16 protein-coding genes and 1 pseudogene are annotated in these 22,457 nt (G+C 69.8%); 3 read left to right on the forward strand and 14 right to left on the reverse strand.

Going from position 1 to position 22,457, the window contains the following annotated elements; all coding sequences use genetic code 11:
- Positions 1-24: 24 nt before the first annotated feature.
- Both O7610_RS20500 and O7610_RS20505 read right to left on the reverse strand, forming a co-directional pair.
- A complete protein-coding gene (locus O7610_RS20500; protein ID WP_289211582.1) occupies positions 25-1,641 on the reverse strand; it encodes a hypothetical protein in 1,617 nt (538 codons plus the stop codon).
- 171 nt (positions 1,642-1,812) lie between these two features.
- On the reverse strand, positions 1,813-5,385 hold the full coding sequence (locus O7610_RS20505) for a CHAT domain-containing protein (RefSeq protein WP_289211583.1): 3,573 nt from the start codon (positions 5,383-5,385) through the stop codon (positions 1,813-1,815).
- A 254-nt stretch (positions 5,386-5,639) separates the two neighbouring features.
- On the opposite strand from O7610_RS20505, the gene O7610_RS20510 reads away from it, so the two are divergent.
- Entirely contained in the window at positions 5,640-6,452 is an 813-nt protein-coding gene (locus O7610_RS20510; RefSeq protein WP_289211584.1) for a hypothetical protein, read from the forward strand.
- A 99-nt stretch (positions 6,453-6,551) separates the two neighbouring features.
- Here O7610_RS20510 and O7610_RS30930 read toward each other — a convergent pair.
- Both O7610_RS30930 and O7610_RS20520 read right to left on the reverse strand, forming a co-directional pair.
- Positions 6,552-7,037: pseudogene (locus O7610_RS30930) on the reverse strand (transposase); the annotation flags it as partial.
- Positions 7,038-7,069: 32 nt separating this feature from the next.
- On the reverse strand, positions 7,070-7,906 hold the full coding sequence (locus O7610_RS20520; RefSeq protein ID WP_289211585.1) for an IS5 family transposase: 837 nt from the start codon (positions 7,904-7,906) through the stop codon (positions 7,070-7,072).
- 193 nt (positions 7,907-8,099) lie between these two features.
- On the opposite strand from O7610_RS20520, the gene O7610_RS20525 reads away from it, so the two are divergent.
- Entirely contained in the window at positions 8,100-8,468 is a 369-nt protein-coding gene (locus O7610_RS20525) for a transposase (protein ID WP_502959039.1), read from the forward strand.
- 627 nt (positions 8,469-9,095) lie between these two features.
- Here O7610_RS20525 and O7610_RS20530 read toward each other — a convergent pair.
- From O7610_RS20530 to O7610_RS20540, 3 genes are read right to left on the reverse strand one after another with little or no spacing between them, the layout of a single operon-like run.
- Positions 9,096-9,311, reverse strand: coding sequence for a hypothetical protein (locus O7610_RS20530; protein WP_289211586.1), 216 nt, complete (start codon positions 9,309-9,311; stop codon positions 9,096-9,098).
- Between the two features lie 46 nt (positions 9,312-9,357).
- A complete protein-coding gene (locus O7610_RS30935) occupies positions 9,358-9,981 on the reverse strand; it encodes a sigma factor (protein ID WP_502959040.1) in 624 nt (207 codons plus the stop codon).
- A complete protein-coding gene (locus O7610_RS20540; protein ID WP_289211587.1) occupies positions 9,975-10,646 on the reverse strand; it encodes a sigma-70 RNA polymerase sigma factor region 4 domain-containing protein in 672 nt (223 codons plus the stop codon). The genes O7610_RS30935 and O7610_RS20540 overlap by 7 nt, the downstream gene beginning before the upstream one ends.
- An 826-nt stretch (positions 10,647-11,472) precedes the next feature.
- Here O7610_RS20540 and O7610_RS20545 point away from each other — a divergent pair.
- Entirely contained in the window at positions 11,473-11,823 is a 351-nt protein-coding gene (locus O7610_RS20545; protein ID WP_289211588.1) for a hypothetical protein, read from the forward strand.
- A gap of 52 nt (positions 11,824-11,875) precedes the next feature.
- On the opposite strand, the gene O7610_RS20550 is transcribed toward O7610_RS20545, so the two are convergent.
- From O7610_RS20550 to O7610_RS20580, 7 genes are all read right to left on the reverse strand, one after another.
- The gene (locus O7610_RS20550) at positions 11,876-12,742 is read right to left on the reverse strand and encodes a helix-turn-helix domain-containing protein (RefSeq protein WP_289211589.1); all 867 of its coding nucleotides are present in this window, start codon (positions 12,740-12,742) and stop codon (positions 11,876-11,878) included.
- Positions 12,743-13,961: 1,219 nt separating this feature from the next.
- Entirely contained in the window at positions 13,962-15,167 is a 1,206-nt protein-coding gene (gene fxlM / locus O7610_RS20555; RefSeq protein ID WP_289211590.1) for a methyltransferase, FxLD system, read from the reverse strand.
- A gap of 195 nt (positions 15,168-15,362) precedes the next feature.
- On the reverse strand, positions 15,363-16,076 hold the full coding sequence (locus O7610_RS20560) for a transposase (protein WP_289211591.1): 714 nt from the start codon (positions 16,074-16,076) through the stop codon (positions 15,363-15,365).
- Positions 16,077-16,154: 78 nt separating this feature from the next.
- Positions 16,155-16,973 carry a hypothetical protein gene (locus tag O7610_RS20565; RefSeq protein WP_289211592.1) on the reverse strand — a complete coding sequence of 273 codons (819 nt, stop codon included), beginning with the start codon at positions 16,971-16,973 and terminating at the stop codon, positions 16,155-16,157.
- Between the two features lie 38 nt (positions 16,974-17,011).
- Positions 17,012-18,103 (reverse strand): thiopeptide-type bacteriocin biosynthesis protein, encoded by a 1,092-nt coding sequence (locus O7610_RS20570; protein WP_289211593.1) that lies wholly within the window; start codon positions 18,101-18,103, stop codon positions 17,012-17,014.
- Complete coding sequence (locus O7610_RS20575) at positions 18,085-19,329, reverse strand: lanthionine synthetase C family protein (protein WP_289211594.1); 1,245 nt, start codon at positions 19,327-19,329, stop codon at positions 18,085-18,087. The genes O7610_RS20570 and O7610_RS20575 overlap by 19 nt, the downstream gene beginning before the upstream one ends.
- Positions 19,326-22,406: a lantibiotic dehydratase gene (locus O7610_RS20580; protein ID WP_289211595.1), complete on the reverse strand. Its 3,081-nt coding sequence runs from the start codon at positions 22,404-22,406 to the stop codon at positions 19,326-19,328. Before O7610_RS20580 ends, O7610_RS20575 begins: the two co-directional genes overlap by 4 nt.
- Positions 22,407-22,457: the final 51 nt, after the last annotated feature.

The raw sequence follows: 22,457 nt of genomic DNA on the forward strand, positions 1-22,457 counted from the left end.
GACTGCGGATTTATCCGTCGGCCTTCAGGCGCCGCCTGCGTCCAGCACCGATCGAAGGCGGATCTTTCCTTCACGGTTGAGGTGACAGGTGGGGATCGGTCCGCCCGGAGCACGCTGGTCTCGCCGAGGGCACAGGTTGAGGGGGCAGACGAAGCTCTCGGGCTCGCTGCGCCCTTCGGCTCCCTTGGTGCCGAAGCGGGGGTCTCCGGGCTCCGGTCCGCCGAGCTTGCGTACCAGGCTGAGGTAGTCGTCCTTGCGGTCGAGTCCGCTGCGTGCGGCGGCTTTGAGCCCTTCGGCGTCGTCGTCGTGTCCTGCGGCGTGGGCGGCATCGGCGAACTCGGGCAGGTCGCGGCACAGCCACGCGATCCAGTCGTTGTCTGCGCCGTGGGGCGCGGCGGCGCGGGTCTGCGAGGCGGACGCCACGTGGTCGCGATGCATGGAGGCGTAGTGGGCCAGGGCTTTTCCGGCGAGGCGCAGGAACCATGGCTTCAGTGGTTCGGGCGTCGACGTTCTGCCCAGGAAGAGCATCGCGCAGCCCGCGATCGACAGCAGGCGCTGCTCGGTCCACGCTGGTCGCAGTCCGCTGCCCTGCAGCCAGGCGTCGCAGGCGCGCTCGAGGTGATCGATCAGCTGCGGCAGCCAGCCGGGAACGCGGTCGCGCGGTCCGTGATGCGTGTCGAGCAGTAGTTCGATCAGTGCGTCCTGCTGGTACTTCGGCTCCTCGCCCGTCAGGATCCGCGCGATGATGTAGAGCAGCATGTGCGTGGGGTCGCGGGTGAGCGGGGCTGCATTCTCATACAGCGACAGGTCGATGAGGTAGTACGCCGTGTCGTCGATCTCCGGCCTGACCTTGATCAGCGCGTTGTCAGTGTGGAGGTCGCCGTGCGCCTTGCCGACGATAGGATAGATGCGAAGCTCCGGCGAGAAGTAGCGGCCCTGTGCGGCGGCGAACGGGTTCGGCAGCGGGCCGGGTTCGCCATCCAGCGTCATCTCGGTGCCCTGGAACCTCTGCGCCCACGAGTGGAGTCGGCCACCGGGCTCCATCTGGTCGAAGATGTGCCGCCGGAGGAATCCGTCGACGGTCCAGGGGTCGTGGTCGAGTTGGTATGGCTGTCCGTTCCAGTCGCCGAGGACGCCTGCGACGACGTTCGCGCAGGCCTGGGCGAAGGTCTGCGAGTCGCAGAACACTCGGGCGGCGGTGTTCGATTCGGATTGGTGGGAGACGCCGAGCGATCGGCGCAGCAGCACCGTCAGCACCTCGGTGCTTTCGAGGTCGTCACCGGCCACGGTCTGGAATGTGATCCATTGCCGTTCGGGGCAGTTCACTGAATGGTTCACCGGTATGCTCATATGGCGCGCGGCGAAGTCCCCGCCTTCTTTGATCGCCTTCTTGTGCCTTCGGTACTCGCTGGCGGCGGCCTTCCCGTCGGGCACGGTAGTCACTTTGACGACCAGCCTACGGGCCTTCCTCATCTCACGATCGGTCTCGGTCGTATAGGCCACCGGTGCTTGGCTACGTCCGTTGACCAGCCACCGTTCCAGCCTGTAGGAGTGATTCTCCTGCTCAGCCCACGCCGAGAAGACGTTGAAGACTTCGGGCTTGAGGTGCTCGCCGAACGCTGGGTCGACATGTGCGGCCATAGGTATCCTCCACTCGACCGCATGAGTGTAGAGGGTGCGATGCGGCAGGAGCGCGACGTTCGTCGCGCTTGGATATGGGAGGTTTCCGACAGCAGGGCATGCGGTGCCGCTGCGATCGGAAAGTCGGCCATGCCAGCGGCGCCGCTCTCCCGCTGACCCGGATTCGGGCGGTCAGGGTCCGAAATGGATGTGCGACGCCCACACCTGAGGCCGGTCGAGGGCGTGCGGCTGGGTACGGAGTCGCTGGATCGCGAGATGCAGGGCCTGCGCGGGGTCGTGGTGCTGTTCCAGCATCGCGCGATAGGTGTCGTCGGTGATCGTCGAGGCGACGTAGTCGCCGATCGGCCACAGCGAACCCACCGCATGCCGGTAGCCGGCCATCAGGAACGCCGACACGAGATGCACCGGCTCGTCGAGCAGGTGCTGCGGCGTGGCAGCCGAGTTGCACGACGACAGGTACGCGAGGTGGGCGCCCTGGACGTCGAGCCGGCTGAGTTCCCTCATCTCGAGCCTGCGGTCGTGCAGGGCGAGGTATCCGCGCGCCGGGTCGGTGTCGTCGGCTTGGGCATGGCAGGCGAAATGCGACCATCCCGCCTCCGGTAGCCGCCGCAGGATCTCGTCGTGGGTCGCGGCTGGACCGACGAGGCACGGGTGCGCGGAACCCAGTCCTGCGTGTACGGACATCGCCTCGTCTTCGGCGAACGTGAGGGGGCGCAGGTTCGACGTGTCGTAGGCGGGTCTGTTCACCCCGACGACGAGCGGGTTCGTGTTGCGGCGCACAGGCTGGCGTGCTTTCGCCAGCAGGCGCAGCGTCGGAGAGTACGAGGAGACCACGAGGTCCAGCACGGCCCGGCCCGCGACCGGTCCGGTGTTGCGGTGATGACCTGCCGCGTGCAGCGGCACCAGGGCCAGAGCGCCGGTGGGTATCCACCACACCCGCGGCCATGTCTCCTCCTGGGGCGGGTCCTGATGCCCGAGGTGCGCCAGCACCGGTCCGGTGATCGCGTCCCATGCCCATTCCAGGACGGCGTGGACGGCCTCGCCGACCGTGCCCGACGCCGCTCCTGCCGGCGTCACCGCGGTCAGCAGTTGCTCCGCTCGTTCGCGGACGTGCGCTTCGGTCAGCAGGGGCAGTGGAAGGTAGTCCTCGCCGTGCCGGTCGATGATGAGCGCGCCGCATCCGAATGGTGTGACCAGGACGGCGACCGCGGTCCCCTCCCCGGTGGCCGCGCGCAGGTCGTCGATGGCGGGAGGCCGGCCGAACTCCTCGAACCCGCCGATCGCACGCACGCGCTCGTACAACCGCTCCAGACGGGTCGCGTCGGCCCGTCGCCGGCCCGGATCCCGTTCACGCGGACTCGCGTTCGCCGGGGCCGTCCGCCGGCCCCATGATACGGCCGCCGGCTCGAAATTGTTGAGGCGGTGGCAGAGCTCGGCGATGTCGTCGGCGATTTCCGGGGCGGTCTGGCGCAGGGCAGACAGGTCAGTGCGCGTCTCCAGCGCCCTGGTCACGAGGACGGCCCTTCCCACCTCCAGCGCCTGCCACGCCCTACCCGCCCGGCTGCGCCGCTGCGCGGAGTCGGCATCAGCCACCTGCGCGTACGCGGCGAGCGGTCCGAGTCCCTGCAGGCTCGCCAGATGGACGCGCCGGTCGTCGGCGGTGAGACGCTGATCGGTGAGCTGCGGAAGCAGGTCGAGGGCGATCGCGGCAGCGGTGCGCGCCATGTCCCATCGGCCCTGCTCCGCGCTCAGTGCCGCCCAGCGGCGCGCGCAGTACGCGCGTGCCATCGGCGCGGCATCACCGAGTCGGGCACCCGCGGCGTAGGCCCGCACCGCTTCGGCCCAGTCGTCCGGTGCATGGCTGTGCTCGTATCGAGCCACCAGGGCATTGCCGAGGTTGGCCAGCAGCCGTGCCGAGTTCGGGTGGGCAGCGGCCTGCTCACCGATCGCCTGCTGGAGGATCGTCACGGCTTCGTCGAGATCGTCGGCTGCTGCCGTGTGCTCGAATCGCCGGTTGAGCGCGATGGCGAGATTGACCTGGTACTCGTTTGCGGCTATCCCGCACGCCCGAGCGGCGGCGACGGCGCGCCGGCTGACGGATATCGTCTCGTCGAGGTCGCCCATGTCCGGATCGGCGGCATTCTCGAACCGGACCCGCAGCGCGATCCCCAGATTGGATAGATAGCCGGGCCGATCCGGGTGCGTGGCACCGGTCAAGGAGATCGCCGTACGGCTGACCGCTATCGCGTCGTCGACGTCAGCGCGGTCGAGGCTGCGTTCGAACCGGGCGCTCAGCATGGTTCCCAGGTTCGACAGGATGGTGGCCTGGGGGATGGTGCCGGCGACGGCCCGCATTGCGGCGCGGCGGGCGTGGGCGATCGCCTCGTCGAGGTCGGACAGCTCGCCGCTGCGCTCGTACCGTGCCAGCAGCACGCCGGCGAGGTTGGTCAGGTAGTGGGCCAGGTCGGCGGCGGAGCCGGGTGCCGCGGCAGCCGCGGCGCGGCCGTTGTCGATCGCCTCGTCGAGGTCGGCCGTGCTGCCGTAGCGCTCGAACCGGCTGATCAGCGCCAAGCTGATCGCATCGAACATCCTGCCCGCGTCACGGTGTGCGGCTCCGACGCTCTCGAGTGCCTCGCGGCTGATGCTGATCGCCTCGCCGATGTCGTCGTCGTCACCGTCCCGCTCGAAACGCACACGTAGGACGCCCGCGAGGTTGCGCAGGACCGCCGGGCGTCCAGGATGGCCCGGCGGGGTGAGAGCGGCGGCCTCACGGCCATGGGCGATCGCCACGCCGAGGTCGGCGGCCGTCCTATCGAGCTGGTACAGGCTGCTCAGGACGCCGCTGAGATTGGACAGGCAGCGCGCCCGGCCCGGTTCGTCGTCAACGGTCAGGTCGACGGCCTCGGTGAGCGCGGCGACAGCGTCGTGCAGATCAGCCCGGATCCCGGTGAGCCAGAATCGCGCGTGCAGCGCTGAAGCCAGATTCGACAGGATGGTCCCACGGGAGGAGAGGTCGTCGATCATGCCGGCTTCGGCTCGCCGTAGCTGATCGACGGCCTCATCGGCGTCGGACAACGTGAAGTTGGCTTCGAACCGGCTGGCCAGAGCGGTGCCGAGGTTGGACAGGTAGGCGGGGACGTCGGGATCGCCGGGTGGCAGCAGCGCGAATGCCTGTCTGCCGATGCTGATGGCCTCATCGAGATCGGCCGCTGCGCCGGTGTCGTCATAGCGACCCTTCAGCGCGCCGGCAAGGTTCATCAGGCGTTCTGGCTGGCCATCGCCTTCCGGGTCCAGCCTGACGGCATCGCGCAGCAGCGCGATCGCCTCCTCGATCAGGCCGGTGCCGCCCCCATCGGACCCCTGGCGCAGCAGCGCCTTGGCCTGCCCGCTGTAGACCTCGGATCGCAGAGCGTGCGGCCCCACCGGTCGCGGACCGAAAGGAAGCTCGTCGAGCGCATCTCCGATCGGCTCCGGCACGAGCTTCGGCGCGTGCCGGCGGACCAGCTCGTATGCGGCCAGGCAGCAGGCGAGTTCACGTTGATCGTCATCAGCGATCTCCTGGAACCGCAGCAGATGCACCCGGCCGATCAGTGCCCACGCCTCGGCATCCGTGTCGTCGATCGATCTGGACACTTCACCGGCCAGTGCCAGCCCTGCGGGGTCGAGCGCGGCGGCGGCCGTCTCGGACTGGACCGCACCGGTCAGCCACTGCTGAAGCCGCATGACGGACTCGTCACGATCCATGACCGGTCCTCCCCGACGCCGGCGTCCCTGTCCCTGCCACTCCGGCGACGGGCACCGGCGAGGGGGCAGGCTTCTGCGGGAGCATGCTGCCACCGCGCGCTCGAACCGCGCCATCGACACGCTGCCATGGCCTTGTCGATTCGTCGGCACGTAGACTTCCCTTCACAGCTGATCGCCCGAGCAGTCCGCATGCGAGCGTCTAGGGTGCCGGCACGCTCCCGCCGCAGTCGCTTCACCGAACGAGAGGCCGCCCGGTGCTCGATCAGCCCGTCGATGCAGGCAACTTCTGGCGTGCTCTGGCAAGCCCTGGTGCCGTGATGTGGTCGTGCTGCTCACTGCTTGCCGTGCCCAGCGCCTGGCTGCCGTCCGACGGCCGGGCCGGCACCTGGTCGAGCCTGCCCGTGTCGGTCGCCTCGTGGGCCGCGGGCCTTTTGACGGCCGCGGGGCTCGCCCAACTACTGGCGCACTTGGTGCGCCGGATCTGGTTGGGCTACTACATCCCCTGGCCGCTGTCGAAGGCGCTGCGCGACCGACGCGTCCAGCGGTGGACGACTGCGGGCAACGCGGCGCGGTCGAGCGGCCAGGGAAGCCCGCAACGCGAACGGCTCCTGCAGCGGCAGGTCCGCATCGCCTTGGCGTACCCCACCAGCCCGACATGGATCGGCGACCGGTTCGCAGCGCTGCGCACGCGCGTGGACAACCAGTACGAACTCGACCTTCCATCGGCTTGGCCGCGGTTGCTGCTGCTACTTCCCGTACCCGTGCGCAAGAACATCGGCGATGCCGGCCGAAGGTTCGACGCTGCGGTGTTGCTGCAGGCGTGGGCGCTGGTCAACGCGCCGCTCGGCCTGCTGTGGTGGCCCGTGTCCTGCGTAGCCGGGGCGGCCGCGCTGGCGGCCGCACTGATGGGACGCAGCGCAGCCGCTCAGGCCACCGATCTGATCGAGGCAGCCGTCGACGTGTACGGACACCGGCTCATCGGCCAGCTAGGCCCGTCCGAGACAGCGACGATCCTTGATGGACGCGTTTCTGCCCGGCTCAACGCTCGACACCGCAAGAGCGCCTAGTAGTACTTTGTTAGGTCGGTACCAGTTGGTGGCAGAGGGGGCAGAACCCGAGCCAGGTCGCGAGTAGGTACTGCAGCCGGTGTAGGACGGTGTACAGACTCAAGTCCGCCCCGCCGCTTTTGGGCGGGCTGTCCGTAGTCGGGTGAGGAACAGTTGGGCGACCGTGGCGAGGGTGACGTGGCGGTGCCAGCCGGTCCAGGAGCGGCCCTCGAAGTGGTCGAGGCCGAGGGCGGTCTTGAGTTCGCGGTAGTCGTGCTCGACGCGCCAGCGGCTCTTGGCCAGGCGGACCAGTTCGGCGAGTGGTGTGTCGGTGGGCAGGTCGGACAGCCAGTAGTCGCTGGGTTCGTCGTGGCCGGGAGGCCATTGCACGAGCAGCCAGCATTCGGGCAGGACGCCGTCATCGCCGCACTGTGATCCGCGTCGGATCACCCGGCCGGCGGGACGCACCCGTACTGCGAGGAAGTGCCCGGACAGCTCGCCGGTGGGCCGGTCCGGGCTGCGGTCACGGGTGGGTGGCCGGGGACGCCAGCGCACCAGGCGCGCGGCGTCGGCGCCGTGGGCGAGGGCCAGGTCTTTCAGAGGACGTCTGATTCACGTATTTTGTCGGTGATGCGGGTTTAGCCGTATCGCCAGGTTGGGGTGGTTTCGGCGGTGAGTCGTTTGGCGAGGTTGTCGATCATCGCGATGGTGATCATGCTGGCGGAGTTGTCGGGTCGGGCTTCGTAGTCGCGTACGAGTCGGCGGTGGTGCATGAGCCAGCCGAGGGTGCGTTCGACGACCCATCGGCGTTTGACGACGCTGAAGCCCTTGGCCTGTGGGTCTTTGGTGACGATCTCGACGTCGACGCCGAGTTGGGCGCCGTGTTCGACGACGCGGTTTTTGAAGCCGGCGTCGGCCCAGGTCTTGGTGAGGGTGGGGTAGGTGGTGGTGGCCTGGTCGAGCAGGTCTGCGCCGATGGCGTTGTCGCTGGCGCTGGCGGCGGTGACGATGACGGCGAGGAGCAGGCCGAGGGTGTCGGTGATGATGCCGCGTTTGCGGCCTACGATCTTCTTTCCGGCGTCGGTGCCCTGTGTGGATAGTGGGACGTTGGTGGAGGTCTTGACGCTCTGGCTGTCCATGATGGATGCGGTGGGTTGGATGGTGCGGCCGTGGTGGTCGCGGACGAGGCCGGTGAGTTGGTAGTTGAGTTCGGTGAAGATGCCTTCCTTGCTCCAGGCGGCGAAGTAGCCGTAGACGGTGCGGTGGGGTGGGAAGTCGTGGGGCAGGTAGCGCCATGCGATGCCGGTGCGGTTGACGTAGAGGATGGCGTTGAAGATGTCGCGGAGGTCGTGGGTGGGGGTGCGGCCGCTGACGCCGGCGTCGGTGCGGGCTTGTCGCCAGGCGGTCAGGCGGGGTGCGATCAGGGCCCAGCGGGCGTCGGACAGGTCGGATGGATAGGCTTGCCGTTCGGTCATGCGGTAGGCGTACGGTGTCTGGGCGGCGGCTCGACGGACGTCATGTCCGTCGATGTGGGGATCAATGTGAATCAGACACGATCCCGGGGTGAAATGCGGCGAAGCTGGGCGGGTCTGTGGCTGCCGGTATGCTGTCTTTCTGGGTCGGGTCGGGCATCTTGCTCTGCTGGGGTCGGTATGTGAGTACCACGCCGTGTTCACCGACAGCCCGTACACCCTCGTACAGGCCGAAGCCCAGCACCGGCAACACGCGATCATCGAGCAGGTCAACGCCGACCTGATCGCCGGCCCCCTCGCCCACCTGCCCTCCGGACACTTCAGCGCCAACGACGCCTGGCTGACCTGCGCCGCGATCACGCACAACCTCACCCGCGCCGCCGGACACCTCGCCGCGGGCACCTGGTCGACCGCCAGACCCGCCACCATCCGGACCCGGATCATCACCGTCGCAGCCCGCCTCGCCCACCGGGCCCGCACCATCCACCTACACCTGCCCGAGTACTGGCCCTGGCAGGCGGCGTTCGACAACCTGTTCACCGCCGTCCAGCCGGCACCCGGCTGACCACACCCCACCAGCCGAAACCAGGCGGCCCGACCACAGGCCACAATCCCGTTCCACCCCGAACACTCACCCTCGGAGCAAGCCGATCACGTGATCGGCGACTCCCTCACGCCCGCCGCACCACCCAATACAGAAATGATCAACCAACATTCAGCGGCAACCGCGTCGGTGGATCGAGGCTGAGGTCCACGACTCGTTGTTCGAGGGCCGTGATCCGCCGGTGGAGTTGGTCGATGTCGGCCGGCGCGCCGAGCCATCGCACGTGATCGGCGACCGAGAAAGATGTCGATCGTGACAGCCGTGGTGGCTGGCTTGGTGGTAGTCGTGTTGCTCATCGGACCCGCCTCGCACTCACACCGAGGTGATCCGGAGACACGTCTCGGACCCTGGGGAGCTCCCCTCGGATAGATGGAGCACGGACCGCCGCCGGACCTTGCGCCGCGTATGCCGCCGGTTGCGAGCCTGCAGGATGAGCTGACCTACCAGGATCACGGTGGCTACGACTGCGGAGATCAGTTCGTGTACGCGCCGACCGGCCGTCAGTGGAGCGGCCCGGGCTGATGGCTGTACCTTGCCGCCGGTACCGCCTTCGGGGCAGGGTTCGAGGCAGGCTTGCCGAGTGCGACGTCAGGTGCTGGCCTGCCGGCGCATCGCGACGAAGGCTGCCGCCATGAGCAGTTCCTGGCACACCTCGTCGGGGTCCTGCTTGGCGTCGATGGTGGTGGCGCCCAGCCGACGCCAAGTGGCGACGAACGTGTGGTATCCGGCGTACGCGCTGGTCAGCGTGTCGTTGCTCTGGCCGATGCCGTCGTCCTGTCCGGGGTCCGAGAGCCGTCGCCTCATCGTGGTCTGGCCGATTCCAGCTGGAGGTAGGCGTCGAACCGGCCTGTCAGTCCGAATCGTTGCTGATCGGTCGGTCGCGATTGTCGAAGACGGGCTTCTCGCCGGTGGTCTCAAGCCGGTGGTGGTGGCCGGGTCCGAGGTGGTCGGCGATCAGGTTCCGGGCGATGGTGACCAGCCAGGCGCCGAGGTCGTGGCGGTGCCGGGTGAGGCCGCCGATTCGCCTCAGCGCTCGGAGGAAGGTGTCCGAGGTGATGTCCTCGGCGAGCGGCCGGTTGCCGACTTGGAAGTAGACGTACCGGAAGACGGTGTCGACGTAGTGGTCGTAGATCAGCCCGAACGCCTCGCTATCGCCTGCCTGGGCCCGTTGCACGAGTTCCCACACCTCGACCGTGTCGGTGTCGTGGCTGGCCGATGTCGATTCGTGGTGGGGGGTCGGGTCCGGTCGGTGGGGTTCGACGGTTGTGCGGGGGGTGCCGGCGGCGGTGCGGATGGCCGCGATGACGTCGTCGGTGGTGTGATCGCGTGGGTCGGAGCCGGCGAGTGCGGCGCCGATCGAGCCGGCGCGGAGCAGGCCGTTGAACAACTGGTCTTCCGGGTTGGCTGGTCCGTGCTCGTGGAATGCGTCGGTGGGTGTGGTGGCGGGGTGGGTCGGTCGGGGTGCGTTCACCATGAGATCCCCTCATTGCGGAGTTGTCGCCGGGCGCGACGGATCTGGCCTTCGACGGCCCGGGCCGTGGTGTCGAAGTGTTCCGCGAGCTGCTGGTGGGTGAGGCCGTAGGCGTGGCCGAACAGCAGTCTGCGTTGCAGATCTGACAGCACCGTTGTGTGTCTGATCTTGTCGAGGACCACCTTGGCCATGGCGGATCGTGCGGGGTCCTGCTCGGAACGCAGGGCGGCGGGGCCGGTGTCGTCGGGTGGAAGCGTGGTCTCGTTGGTGTTCCTGCTGGTGCGCCATCGGCGGAAGGTGTTGGCGAACTCGCTTCGGCACATGCCGGTGAAGTAGTCGTGCAGGCTGTGGTTGCGGCTGGGGTCCCAGCCGGTGCCGTCGTGGCACCGGCGGGTGAACGTCGCCAGCGCGTTTGTGACCGACTCCTGGATGATGCTGTCGTGGTCGGCGTGTGCCCATCCGTCGGGTGGGTGGAGTCGCCAGCCGCGTCGGGCGCAGTGGCCGAAGATCTGTTTGGTGCGCAGGTCGTGGCGCATCTGCATGACGGCGGCCGCGACGAGCGCGTCGATCATGCGGTCCCAGCGGTGTCCGGTGAACCTGTCCGCCTCGATCAGTCGCCACAGGTCGCGGTCGGCGGCCAGGTGTGCCTCGTGGTCGTCGTCGGCCATCCCCACCTCCTTTGGTCTGTCCCCGTCGCCGCATGTTCTGTCGTGGGTGTGGTGCGTCCCCACGCGGGTTGGCCGGCGCGGGTTTCCGGCTATCGGTACGGGCCGGGACGGGTGTCTCTCGTGCTCGGTGGGCCGGGTGGCGTGGGCGTGCAACGTCGTAGGGGTGGTGGACGGGACGGGGTCTGGATTGGTGGGCTGTGGAGGCGTTGCGGCGTGTCCGGTGGCGTCGGTCGGTGCGGGCGGGAAACGAACACGAGGTTCACGTTCTGTCGGTTGTGTGTTTGTTCGGGGGCCGTTGGCGTGCGTCTCTGGGTGGGCTTTCTGGGGCGGGGCCGCCCCGGCGGTGGCACACCCGAATGTGAGTAATCGTTTGATTCACTCCTGCGCATCTATGTACATCTATTAGGATGGCGTGCGACGGCATGGCGTGGCGGTCGTGGATGCCGACTTGATCGTCCTCGTCGGGGGCGTGGGAACCAGATCCCTGGTCGACGCGTCTCAACTCTGTCGCCGCAATGGGTGGTGAATATTTTTCGCATGCCAGATGGTCATGCGGGCTGACGTGTGTCAAAGCCTGTACCCGCACGGGTGGCGGGTGTGCGTCCGAGTCTCGACGAGGTTACAAAGTCCGCCGAGTGCAGTCAGCCGATTGCAGATTTCGTGTTGTGCGTGCGAGACTCGCCCCGGACCAACAAACCCGGGCTGGACAGGAGAGCGGCAGATGGCAGGTAGGCAGCGGCGCGGACGGCGCGGCAGCGGCGGTCCGAGGCGTTCCGCGTCTGATCGGATCGCCTGGGGCCCGTCGACGACAGGGGATTGCCGGTGGGTGACGACGGCGCACGGCCACTGCTGCGCCGGTGCCGCCGCCACGGCTACCCACCGGCACGTCATGTCCTGCATGGCGTCGGCGGTGGTGAGCGGCTACCTGTGCGGGTTGGCCGGTGACGACATCGCCGCGGCCGGTGGCCTGCCCGCGGCGGCCCTGGTGCTCGTGGTGATGTTCGCCGCGATGGGGGTGCCCGCGGCGGCGCGGCACGTGCGCGCGCTGGCCGCGCGCGCGCTGCTCGCCGGTATTTGCTGGTCGCGGGAGTTCCGGGCGTGGCGGCCGACGGGCACGGACACCCCAGCTGTCCTGATCCTGATGCTGAGGCGCGGGAACGGCCGAGGGCCGGGCTGACACGTCGCGACGATGTCGGGACCGGCCCGCCGTGCGCGGGTGATCAGGGCCGTCACTCGTAGCGCGAGGCCTGCTGGGCGAGAATGCTCCGGGCCGTGTCGCCGTTGACGGCCGAGTGCCACAGGTTCTCGAACAGTTCCTCGTAGGAAACTATCTCCTGTTCGCTCTCGACGAGCGCGACGTCACTCGGAAGATTCTCGACATACACAACCGGGCTGTCCTGTTCCGAGGTGAATTCGAGAAGTGAGAACGACCAGGTCGGGCGTTCCGAGACGTCGGGGTCGAACGGGATGATCGCGATCTCCACGGCGGGGTGGTCGAACATGTCGTTAAGGTGGGCGAGTTGGTCGCGCATGGCCTCTCTCCCTCCGACGTTGCGTTGGAGAGCGAGTTCGTCGATGATGACCCGCAGTTCCACCTCACCCGCGCGGTCGAAGACACGTTGTTGCCGGTGCATCCGTAGCGCTACTCGAGCTTGGATTTCTTTGTCGTCATGCGGCAGTATCTTCACCAGCCTGATGAGGGCCTCAGCGTATGCCCGGCACTGCAGGAGTCCGGGGATCACGACCGGATGGAAGTGTTTGATGACGGCGGCCTCGTCCTCGTAGCCCATGAAGTCGATGTAGGCGGGGGACACGTACTCGCGGTAGCTCGCGGCCCAACTGCGTCGGCGGGCGGACCGAGCGAGGTCGAGAAGTCGTGTGACCTCGGCGGGATCGTCCACCCCGTAGAAGCGGAGCAGCATGTGGAGATCGGCGAGGGCGACGGTGACGGTTCCGGCCTCGATCCGGGTCACCTTGGAAAGGGACCACTCCACACCTTTGCGGACATCATCGGTCGTGTAGTGATTTTCTTCCCGGAGATGGCGTAGCGCGGTCCGCAGACGTCGACGGCTGAGGGTCGGCCCAGGCGTCGTCATGGCGTCCGCGTCCTCTCGTCGTGTACCGCCCACACTAAGGGATGCGTGAATATCTGCCTATAGCCGTCTTCACTTTGCAGGCGGCACTGGGCACTTTGCACTAAGCCGATGCGAGATGGTGTGGCCATCCGCGCGTTGTCGAGATCAACTGAAAATCCTTGGCCTGGTGCCATCTTGGTACACTCGGTGTCCCTGGCGATCTCGTCTCGATCGAATCGTGCAGGAAGCCGCCGCGTCGCCGCAGATGGGATCACGCCGAGGGCTGGCATGCGTCGCACTTCGAAAGGTATTCGCCGTGACATCATCACACCCCCTCAACTTCTCATGGTCCACACCGGAAGACCCGGTGACTGTTCCCCCGCACAGCGGGGCCGAGATGGAAATTCCACCGATCTGGCGACGGAAGAGTTCGAGTTGTCTCGACGACCACTGCGTCGAAGTCGCGTTTCACGGCGACCGGGTGGACGTCACCAGCTCGAATGTCCCCGCACCGCGCCTCACGTTCACCCCACGTCATGGCACCGGTTCGTGTCCGGCGTACAAACCGGAGAGCTGCGCCCCGGCGACTGAGCCACCAGAAGCGGGTGACAGCGCTGCCGACCCGTTCCCACACGCCACCCGGGTTGACGGTCGGACGAACACCGTCGGCGGTGCCGCCGCCATGACCAGTAACCTTGGGCGACTACCCGGGGTGACCGTCCAAGCGTGCCGCAGCGAAGTCGTTCAGCGATGACCCCCTTCCCTCTGGCGTGACGATCCCGCCGGCCGCCTTCCGTGCACTGAACGCGATGGTAGGTGGTTTTGTAGCATAAATACACAGCTGGACGCCGCGTCGCGACTGACCGATAGGGCCATGCCGTCCTGATCAGCGCCGCCCCGGCACCCGGCGACACCACACACCGCCGATCAGTAGGCCGCTTCCACACCCGGTCAACCCTGATCGACGACTCAACAACCGGCTACATTGCGTCACATCCGACTGGTGATCGCGTTAGCCGTAGCGGGCTCGCGCACCCTATCGGTACGCCGCGACTCAGCCCGGCCGCGCGCATCCACCCTCCACTGACGGTGGCCGACCACCTCCCACAGACAGCAGGCCAGCAGAATCACGCCGGGCTCCAGAACCGGAAGACACCGGTCCGCCGGGGCGTGCCGCCCATCGGCGACATACTCCGATGGAAGTCAGCCAGGCGGCCGCTGGAACCGCCGCACAGGGCTGTCACGGCCACGAGACCGCCACCACCCCATGGCGTTTCGGCGCACACCACCCGCGCGGCGTACCCCCGTCGCCATCACCTGGGATGTACTCGATGCGCGCGGCCCCTCGGCGGCGGTAACCGGCCGCCCACCGGCGCAGCAGGTCGAGGTACCGCTCGGCCACGTCCTCGGCGTTCGGTCCGTGCGCGTAGACGCCGCTCTCCCACCCGCCGGTGTCCTCGTTCCCGCGTTTCGTCCGGTAGGCGAAACTGCCCGCCTCGACCAGGACCGCCGCGCCGACAGTCACCGCCGGCGTGAACACACCCCGGTCGACCAGCGCCTGGCTGGCGTGCAGGAACGGCACCAGCGGCCCGCTGGTCACCACGAACAGCTCCAACTCATCAGGCAGGTCGAACGCCGCCCCGGACCACCGTGCGATCCGCCGCCCATGGATCGCCCCGCGAAGCGCCGGCACGTCGAAGCCCGGGTCGGGCCCGTCGACCCGCAGCGCCGCGTCACCGGTGACCGGCACCACCGTGTCGGTGAACGTGCCCTGGCCCTGCATCGGCACAAAACCGCCGAGACAGTAGCTGCGGGAGACCAGGCGGGTGCCGACGCGGTCGAACGCGACACAGCGGGACAACCCGGCGAACCGCAGCGGCACGACGATCCTGCCGCGCCCGGACAGTTGGTGGATCCACGCCGGAGGGATGTCCCACGCCCCGACCGTCACGATGATCCGGTCGTACGGCGCGTGCTCCGGCACACCATGCTCGGCGTCGGCCCGCACGACCCGTACCCGCCCGTAACCGGCCGACCGCAGACACCGGCGCGCCCGCGCGACGATCTCCGCGTCGATGTCCACCGACGTGACGGAACCCTTGGGGCCGACCAGCTCCGCGATCAGCGCCGCGTTGTACCCACCCGAGCCGATCTCCAGAACCCGCATCCCCGGCTCGATCCCGGCCTGCTCCAGCATCACCGCCTGGATGTGCGCGGCGGACACCGAACTCAGCGCGGCCCCGTCGGAGCCGACCTTGGTCACCAGCGGCGTGTTCGAGTCGTACACCGCCTCCAACGGCTCACCAGCTGCGAACAGATGACGAGGCACGGTCGAGAACGCCGCAGCCACGGCGTCGGAGACGATGACGTCCTCCCGCAACTCGGCGACCATCGCCGCCCGCAGCCTCGCCTGATCCCCGACACCCATCTCGCCCGTCACGGTCATGCCGTCGCACCTCTGCCTTCTGGTCGAAGTCGCCGATCAAAGCCCGACACCGCTCCCCGGGGGGATCTGGGCCGCCGATGGGTCTGACACGAAATCTCGGTGACTGGGTACGGGCCTGTTCGGCTCGGCTGGCTTGTGGAAGCGGGTCGAAGCGGACGGTCAGCCCGAGGCTGTCGGCCTCGCGGATCATCCGTTTCATGGCGCGTTCGGGGTCACGCTTGGTGAAGTAGTCGGCTCCGAGGTCGGTGAAGGTGGTCTTGTCGGTAGGACGTGCCAGATCGCGATGGCCAGCTTGTGCATGACGGCCGCGAGGGCTTTCTTCCCGCCACGTCGGGCGGCGATCCGCCGGTAGTACACCCCGTAGTAGGAGTTCCTGTCGCATAGGGCGGCGAGGGCCGCGACGCCGAGGATGCGTTTGGTGACCCCGGCTGACTCGTTCATCCCGGGACAGACCCCGATCCACGAGGCCAGATGCCCGGCGGTGGCGAACCGGGTCATGTCGCCGCCGGTCTCGGCGAGGATCATCTCCGCGGCCCGGCGGCCCACACCGGGCGGGGAGTCGAGGTTGTCGATGTCGTCGTCGTGGCCGGCGGTCAGGTCGGCGATCCGCTGGTCCAACTGTCCGACGAGCCGGTCGAGGTGCTCGATCTGGGCCAGGTAGTGCCGACACATCCAGCCGTGGTGGTCGGTGAACGTGCCGTCCAGGGCGGCGACCAGGTCGAGGGTCTTCTTCCTGGCCCGGCCGACAGCGAGTCCGGCCAGCACCTGTGGATCGCGTTCGCCGGCGATGAGCGCGTCGATGATGGCCCGTCCGGTCGTACCGACCACGTTGGTGATGACGCTGGTCAGCTTCATCCCGGTGTCCTCCAGTTCCTTCTCCAGCCGTTGGATCTCCTGCCCTCGGGCCACGGTCAGCTCGGTGCGGCGGCGGGTCAGGTCACGCAGCTCACGGATCCGGCGGCCGGGGACGAGGGCGCGGCGGCGGGATCATCGGCTGGCCCCGGTGCCCGCCGATAGCGCCCTGGCGCGATGGTGCAGTGGCGCGGCGAGCGCTGTGTTGATTCCGTGTTCGCAGGCGTGCAGGAGTTCGGTGATGACGACGAGTTCGGCGTGGCGGCCGGCGGGGGTGTGGAGCAGGTCGGTCAGGTGGTGGCTGATGTCGGCGGCTGCGTCCGGTGCCAGCAGGCTGTAGGTGTGCAGAGTCGCGGCGTCGTAGCCGGCGGGGGCGAGTCCCCAGCCTTCCCAGTCGAGGATCTGTAGTTCGGGGGCGCAGAGGTTCGCGTAGTGGAAGTCTCCGTGGGCGGTTGTCCAGGGTTGCCCGGGGTGGTCGTTGGAGGGGATGCCCAGGTAGTGCGGCATCGACCAGGCGAGGAATCCTGGCTGGACGGTCATCCGGATGGTGTTCACCGTCGCGATGGTCGTGAGGGCGGTGCCGACCGTGGCCCACCAGCCGGATGTCAGGGCGGGTGGGGTGGTGATTGCGGCGTGGTCGGCGATGGTGCCGGCCGTGGCGTGTTCGTACAGTTCGGCGCGGTAGGTCCAGGTGCCGTCGGTCCAGTCGTGCCAGCGCAGCAGCCGGGGTCGTGGTACCGCCGCCGGTATCGCGCGGTGGGCGTCGATGGCGCCGTTCCAGAAGGTGTCGATGAGCTGGTCGATGGGTGTGGCGGCGACTCGGAGCCATCGGCGCCCGTGGTCGGTGGTGACGGGTGCGCCGAGGGTGCGGCCGTGCCAGCCCCAGGCCTCGTGGGCCTCAGGGTCTGGGTGTGTGTGGAGGGCGCGGCGGGCGTGGGTGTGCGCGGTCCGCATCCGGTGGACGGTGGCGGGGTCGTCGGGTTCGGGCCACATCACCGGCCTGCCCTGGGAGCTGTCCCGGGCGGGTTCGTGGTGTCGAGGGTGGCGGTGGCCGCGGCGTGGGCGAGGACGGACTGGGCGGTGGTAGTGAGGCCGAGTCGGTTCCAGTGGAAGACCAGATGGTGGGCGAGGACGTCGCGCAGTCCCCGGCGGAGCGCGCCAGTGCGCGCGAGGCGGGTCAGGGCGGCGCCGGTGTCGTGTGCGGCGGTCAGCCACGGGTCGACCTGACCGGTCAGGTCCCGGTCGGCGGTGTGGGTGACGGCCTGTCGGGGGTCGAGGGTGAGGGTGTGGTGGACCTTGGCGGTGATCTGGGGGAACCGGCCGGGGTCGTGGTGGTCAGGGTACAGCGGCCGCATGGCTGTCACCCGGTGCCAGATGTCTCCTTGTTCGTGCCAGTCCTGGTCGGCGGCGCGTAGCAGGGTGCCGCAGAGCAGCAGGGACAGTTCCCGGGGGCCGAGCGTCGGGGCCTGTTGCTGGCGTCGGGTGTGGCGGTGGTGCAGGTAGGTGAGGATGTGGGTGCTGTCGGCGTGGAAGAAGCGGTGGGCCACGGCCATGGCGGCGTGTCCGCCGAAGGCGTGGGTTTCGGGTTCGTAGACGCCGGCGGACCAGCCGGTGATCGACCCGTGTGATGCCAGGCCGTCGAGCAGGCGGGTCACGAAGGCTCGGAGCTGGTGCTGGTGGCGTCGGTCGGTGTGGAGTCGGAGCCGCCAGTACGGCGTTTTGCGGATGTACCACCAGGTGTGGAGGATGCCGGCTGTTTCGGCGTGGCGCAGGTGTGGTCCGAGGGCCGTGACGGCGGTGTGTTCGGCGGTGGGCGGGTCGGGGAATTCGATGTTGGCCTGGTACCAGGCGTGGTCGATGGGTGTGGTGAGGGCGGCGCGGCCGGCGGTCTGGTACCGCTCGGCGGCGTCGATGAGGTCGGCGATGGGGACCGGGACGCGGGCCGCGGCGGTCGCCGCTGGTGTGCCGGTGAGCAGGGCGAGCACCGCTGACTCCGGCACCAGTGCGGCGGTGTCCGGGTCGCCCTGCCGGTGCGCGGAGGGGTCCGGGTCGGTCGCGTGGGTGGTCAGGTGAGGAGCAGGCATGCGTCCCAGTCCGAGGTTGGTGGGGTGCCGTGCGCGACTGCGGTCAGGGCGAGCGCGGCGCCGGTGCGGCCGTCGAGGAGGCCGTCGGCGGGGTGGTCGTCCATCGACAGATGGTGGAGGAGGCGGTCGGTGAGGTGGGGCAGGTGGGCGGCGACTGCCGGGGTGGTGGCGTCGACGGCGGTGCGCCAGGTGGTCAGCAGGAGGCCGGCCCAGCCGTGGCAGAGGCTGGTGTCGGTGACGTGGTCCAGTTGGCGGGGGTCGGTGAGGCAGGCGGCGAGGGCGTGTTCGGCGAGGTGTCGGCGGTGGGTGTCTGCGGTGGCGAGGCCGGCGAGTTGTTGGGCGCGGGCGATGCCGGGGGTGCCGTAGCACCAGGACGGGCGCAGCGGGCCGGTCTGGGTGGGCCGGTGGGTGCGGTGGTCCTGGGCGGTGATCCATTGGGGCCACCAAGCTTGGCCGTCGTGGTCGTGTTGGCACCAGGTGTCGAGCCAGTGGCAGATGCGGCCGATGGCGTCGAGGTGGCCGTCGACGGTGATGCCGCGTCGGGCGGCGTGTGCCAGGAGGGCAAGTGGGCCGGTGATGCCGTGGGCGAGGCCGAGGTTGGCGTGGCCGCCGGGGAACGCCGCCGAGGTGGCGGCGTGCGGGTCCTGGAAGGTCCACCAGCCCGGCCGGGTGACGCCGTCGTGGCGGATCGGTTCGGTGAGTCGCACGAGGTACGCCAGGACGCGGGCGAGGGCGTCGTCGCCGGGGGTGTGGCGCAGCAGGTGGGCGCCGATGCCGGTCAGCCCGCTGATGAGGTCGTACTCGGCCAGTGTCGGCAGCTGTCGGGCGGTGATGCGGTGCATCGCCTGGTCGACGCGGCGATGGGTGAGGGTGGCGACGGCACGGTCGAGGGCGTGTCGGGCGCCGGTGTAGCGGCCGCCGGTCGCGGTGGCGGTGAGGTGCAGGGCGTAGGCGATGGCGGGTGCGCCGCGGTAGAGGCTGCTGTCGGGGGTGGCGAGCACGCCGCCGTCGACGATCGTGGTCAGCCAGTGGTGCGCGGTGGCCCATGCGCCGGTGCCGGTGGCCGCGCGTTCGATGTGCAGCAGGGCGGTTCCGACGGCGCCGTCGGCCAGGTTCTGGGCGTGTGCCGGCGGGGGCGGCGGGTCGGGCGGTGGTGTGAGGTGGTCGGCGACGGCGCGCGCCGCCGCGGCGGCGGGCCGTAGTACGGCCAGTGGGCTGGGCTTCATTGTGGTGGGTCGGGGTGCAGGGCGGACCAGCGCAGGGCGGCGGCGCGCGCGAGCCGACGGGTCAGCCGTTCCCGGCCGGGGTCGATGCCGTGCACGCGGACGCTGTGCAGGTGCAGCAGGGACGCCAGGACGGGCAGCGGGTCGCGTTGTACGGCGAGGTGGCGACGGTAGTCGGCGAGCGCGGCGCGGCGCCGCTGCCATGCGGCCCACAGGGCGCCGGTGTCGTCAGCGGTGCGTAGCGCGGCCCAGTCGCCGCTGAGATCGGCAAGGCGGACGGCGGCGGTGAGGACGTCTCGCGGGGTGGGTGCGGTCTCGTTCGGCAGGCCGGTGGTGAGCCACCGCATCGCGGCGGCGGTGTCGCCGGTGAAGCCGACGGCGATGTCGACGAGACTGGCCGCGGCGAGTGCCGGCGCCCCGAGCGTGGACGACGAGACGATGTCCAGTTCGGCCAGGGCGGCGGCGGAGTCGGCGACGAAGACCTGCTCGGCGGCTGCCATCGCCGGGCCGTGGCCGTAGCGGCCGGTCTCCGGGTGGTAGGTGTCGAGCTGGAGCCGGGACAGCAGCCGCCGGCGGCGCAGCCGGGCGGCCCAGGCGCCGACCTGGGCGGCTGCGGGGCCGTAGGCGTCGGCGTGGGGCAGTCGTACCCGGAGCCGGACGTGGTGTTCGGGGTCGCGGTAGGGCAGGAACCACCACGGCAGTGGTGCGCCGGTGTCGGCGAACAGGTCGGGCACCTGCTGGAGGACGTCGGCGGTCCGGTCGGCGGCGGTGTACAGCTTCGCGTACAGCCAGGGTGAGTCGCCGGGCAGGTGCCCGTCGTCGCGGTCGGAGACCCGTATCCGGTCCAGGGCCGGCGTCGGCGTCGCCGGCGCGGTGGACGTCAACGCGACGGTGATCTCGTGGGCGTGGCCGTCGAGCCAGCCGAAGGCGTCAGCGGCGGGTGCTTCGTCGAGCCGGGCCTGGCCGTGCCGGTCGAGGTGGACCCGCAGCAGATCGGCGTGCAGGGGCTCGGTGAGGTCCAGCGGCAGCACGTTGTCCGCCTCCACCAGACAGACCCGGTCCGGCATCCGGAACCGGCGCCGCCACCCGGCGAACGCGTCACGCCACCGCCGTGGCGGCGTGTGCCGGGGCGGCAGATCGGCGGCGGTGAGCCGCCACCGGGCCGGGGCGAGCACGGTGCGGCCGTACCGCACGCGGGGCAGGAACGGCAACGCGTCCGCGACACCCCACGAGAACGGCATGTAGACCGCGGTGCGGGCGCGCGGCAGCTCGCACAGGAACCGGGCCATCGGATGGCTGAAGTGGCGGAACTCGACCGCGTTGAACACGGTCGGTTCGATCAGCGCCCCATGGCGCAGCGACACCAGGAACAACCCGTCGCTGTCGCCGCCGACGGCGAGGTCCATGACCCGCACCGGCCCGCCGCCGTCGGTGAACTCACCGACGGTCAGCAGCGTCGGCAACATCCGCGGGGCGCAGGCCAGGGGGTCCGACGACGCCCGCAGCGGCGGAACCGACAACTGGGCCGGCACCGCCCCACGGCGTACCGTCGCCACCGCCGCGTAGCCGGCGCGGAACCGGTCCCGGTCGACGGGGTCGAGCAGGTGCAGGAACCGGCCGGTGGTCGCCCCGGCGGCGCGGGCCGCCCCGGACACCACCAGCGTGTACCGGTCCCGGCGCAGGGCCGCCACGCTCGCGGCATGAACCGCGACGAACAACTCCACATGCGGCGGCGGCCGCAGCAGCGGGTCGTCCGGGCCGGCGAGGTCGGCCACGGTCTGATCGTCGAGGCTGATCTCGTCGGCGCCGCCCATCGTGGCCTGCTGCGCCAACCGCAGCAGACCCCGCTCCCGGTCGGTGACCGGCGTGGCGGCGACCGACCGGTCCGAGCCCCGGTAGGTGGCGGGCAGCCCGAGTCCGGTCGCCGGGTCGGTCACCTCGGCCAGCGGCACCACCGCGCCGACGCCGTAGCGTTCCAGGAACGCGGCGTGATACTCCTCCCACGGCGGCATTCCGCGCCGGTAGGGCGACAACCGGGTCAACGCCGCCGCGGCGGCGCGGGCGTGACGCGTCACGGTGTCCGGCAGGGTGACGGCGACATCGAGGCGCAGATCCACCGCGACCGGCCGGCCCGCGCCCGCCCACACCTGCCGCATCCGAGCGGCCAGGTCCGCATCGACGCCAGGCACCGCCGCCGCGGGGGTAACCCCTGGATGGTGTCGCCGCAGCTGGTCGGCGACCGACCGCAGCGCCCGGACCGTCTCGGCCGCCTCCGGCACTGCGTCGGCGTCGACCGCTGTGAGCCGGTCCACCACATACGCCAGGCCGTCGGGGGCCGTCATCGGTGGCCGCAACGCCGTCAGCAGCACCCGTGCCCGTACCAGCCGCAGGACCGCCGACTCGGCCGCCATCGAACCGCCGCCCAGTTCACCGCGCAGATTGTCGACCAGTTCGGCGACGACGATCGGCGCACGCGCCAGGTCGACCACGGCGTCGACGGCCGCGCTTCGGCGCACCGACACGTCCACCGGACCGGACACACCCCGCCCCGGTCCGTCGCCTGCGGCGGCCCGTTGGCATGGCACGACCACACGATCCTCATGCACATCGGCACAGTCGTTGACCATGACCGGCAGACGACGCAGCAGCGGCGGACACCCCTCCAACAGGGTGATCACCGCGTCGAGCCACTGCCCGTCCGGACGGGACACCGGCAGGTGCCCACGCCCCCACCACACCGTGGGCTCCGCGCCGATCACCGCTGGCGCGACCCCGGCGAACAACGCGAACGGTGTGCTCCGCCCGCCCGCCCGCAGCAGATACCGCGCCACCGACTTCACCGTCCGCCGCAGCCGACGCGGGTCGGTGTCGCGACCGGCACGAACACGGGCGACCTGCCCGGCCAGCTCCGCAGACGCGGCCTCGATGGCCCGTGCGAGCGACTCGCGGCTCCACACCTGCCGCAGCCAGTCACCCACCTCGCCGGCCTCGACGTCGTCCAGGTCCGGCCAGGCAGGGAGATCCACGGTGGTGGGTTGGGCCGATGCCCGCAGCAGCACCGCGTCCATGACCTGGTACACCGAAGTCCTCCCGGCGGGTGGAGGTGGGCCCGACGCTCGTCCGCGCCGGGC

Origin of the sequence: Solwaraspora sp. WMMA2065, from assembly GCF_030345075.1 — a bacterium.
Lineage (GTDB): Bacteria > Actinomycetota > Actinomycetes > Mycobacteriales > Micromonosporaceae > Micromonospora_E.

What these genes read in the sequence shown, in the direction of transcription:
- O7610_RS20530 (WP_289211586.1), bottom strand. Translation starts at nt 9,311, where the DNA reads ATGAGGCGACGGCTCTCGGACCCCGGACAGGACGACGGCATCGGCCAG.
- O7610_RS20505 (WP_289211583.1), bottom strand. Translation starts at nt 5,385, where the DNA reads ATGGATCGTGACGAGTCCGTCATGCGGCTTCAGCAGTGGCTGACCGGT.
- O7610_RS20500 (WP_289211582.1), bottom strand. Translation starts at nt 1,641, where the DNA reads ATGGCCGCACATGTCGACCCAGCGTTCGGCGAGCACCTCAAGCCCGAA.
- O7610_RS20540 (WP_289211587.1), bottom strand. Translation starts at nt 10,646, where the DNA reads ATGGCCGACGACGACCACGAGGCACACCTGGCCGCCGACCGCGACCTG.
- O7610_RS20550 (WP_289211589.1), bottom strand. Translation starts at nt 12,742, where the DNA reads ATGACGACGCCTGGGCCGACCCTCAGCCGTCGACGTCTGCGGACCGCG.
- O7610_RS20570 (WP_289211593.1), bottom strand. Translation starts at nt 18,103, where the DNA reads ATGCCTGCTCCTCACCTGACCACCCACGCGACCGACCCGGACCCCTCC.
- O7610_RS20565 (WP_289211592.1), bottom strand. Translation starts at nt 16,973, where the DNA reads ATGCGGACCGCGCACACCCACGCCCGCCGCGCCCTCCACACACACCCA.
- O7610_RS20520 (WP_289211585.1), bottom strand. Translation starts at nt 7,906, where the DNA reads ATGACCGAACGGCAAGCCTATCCATCCGACCTGTCCGACGCCCGCTGG.
- O7610_RS30935 (WP_502959040.1), bottom strand. Translation starts at nt 9,981, where the DNA reads ATGGTGAACGCACCCCGACCGACCCACCCCGCCACCACACCCACCGAC.
- fxlM (WP_289211590.1), bottom strand. Translation starts at nt 15,167, where the DNA reads ATGACCGTGACGGGCGAGATGGGTGTCGGGGATCAGGCGAGGCTGCGG.
- O7610_RS20575 (WP_289211594.1), bottom strand. Translation starts at nt 19,329, where the DNA reads ATGAAGCCCAGCCCACTGGCCGTACTACGGCCCGCCGCCGCGGCGGCG.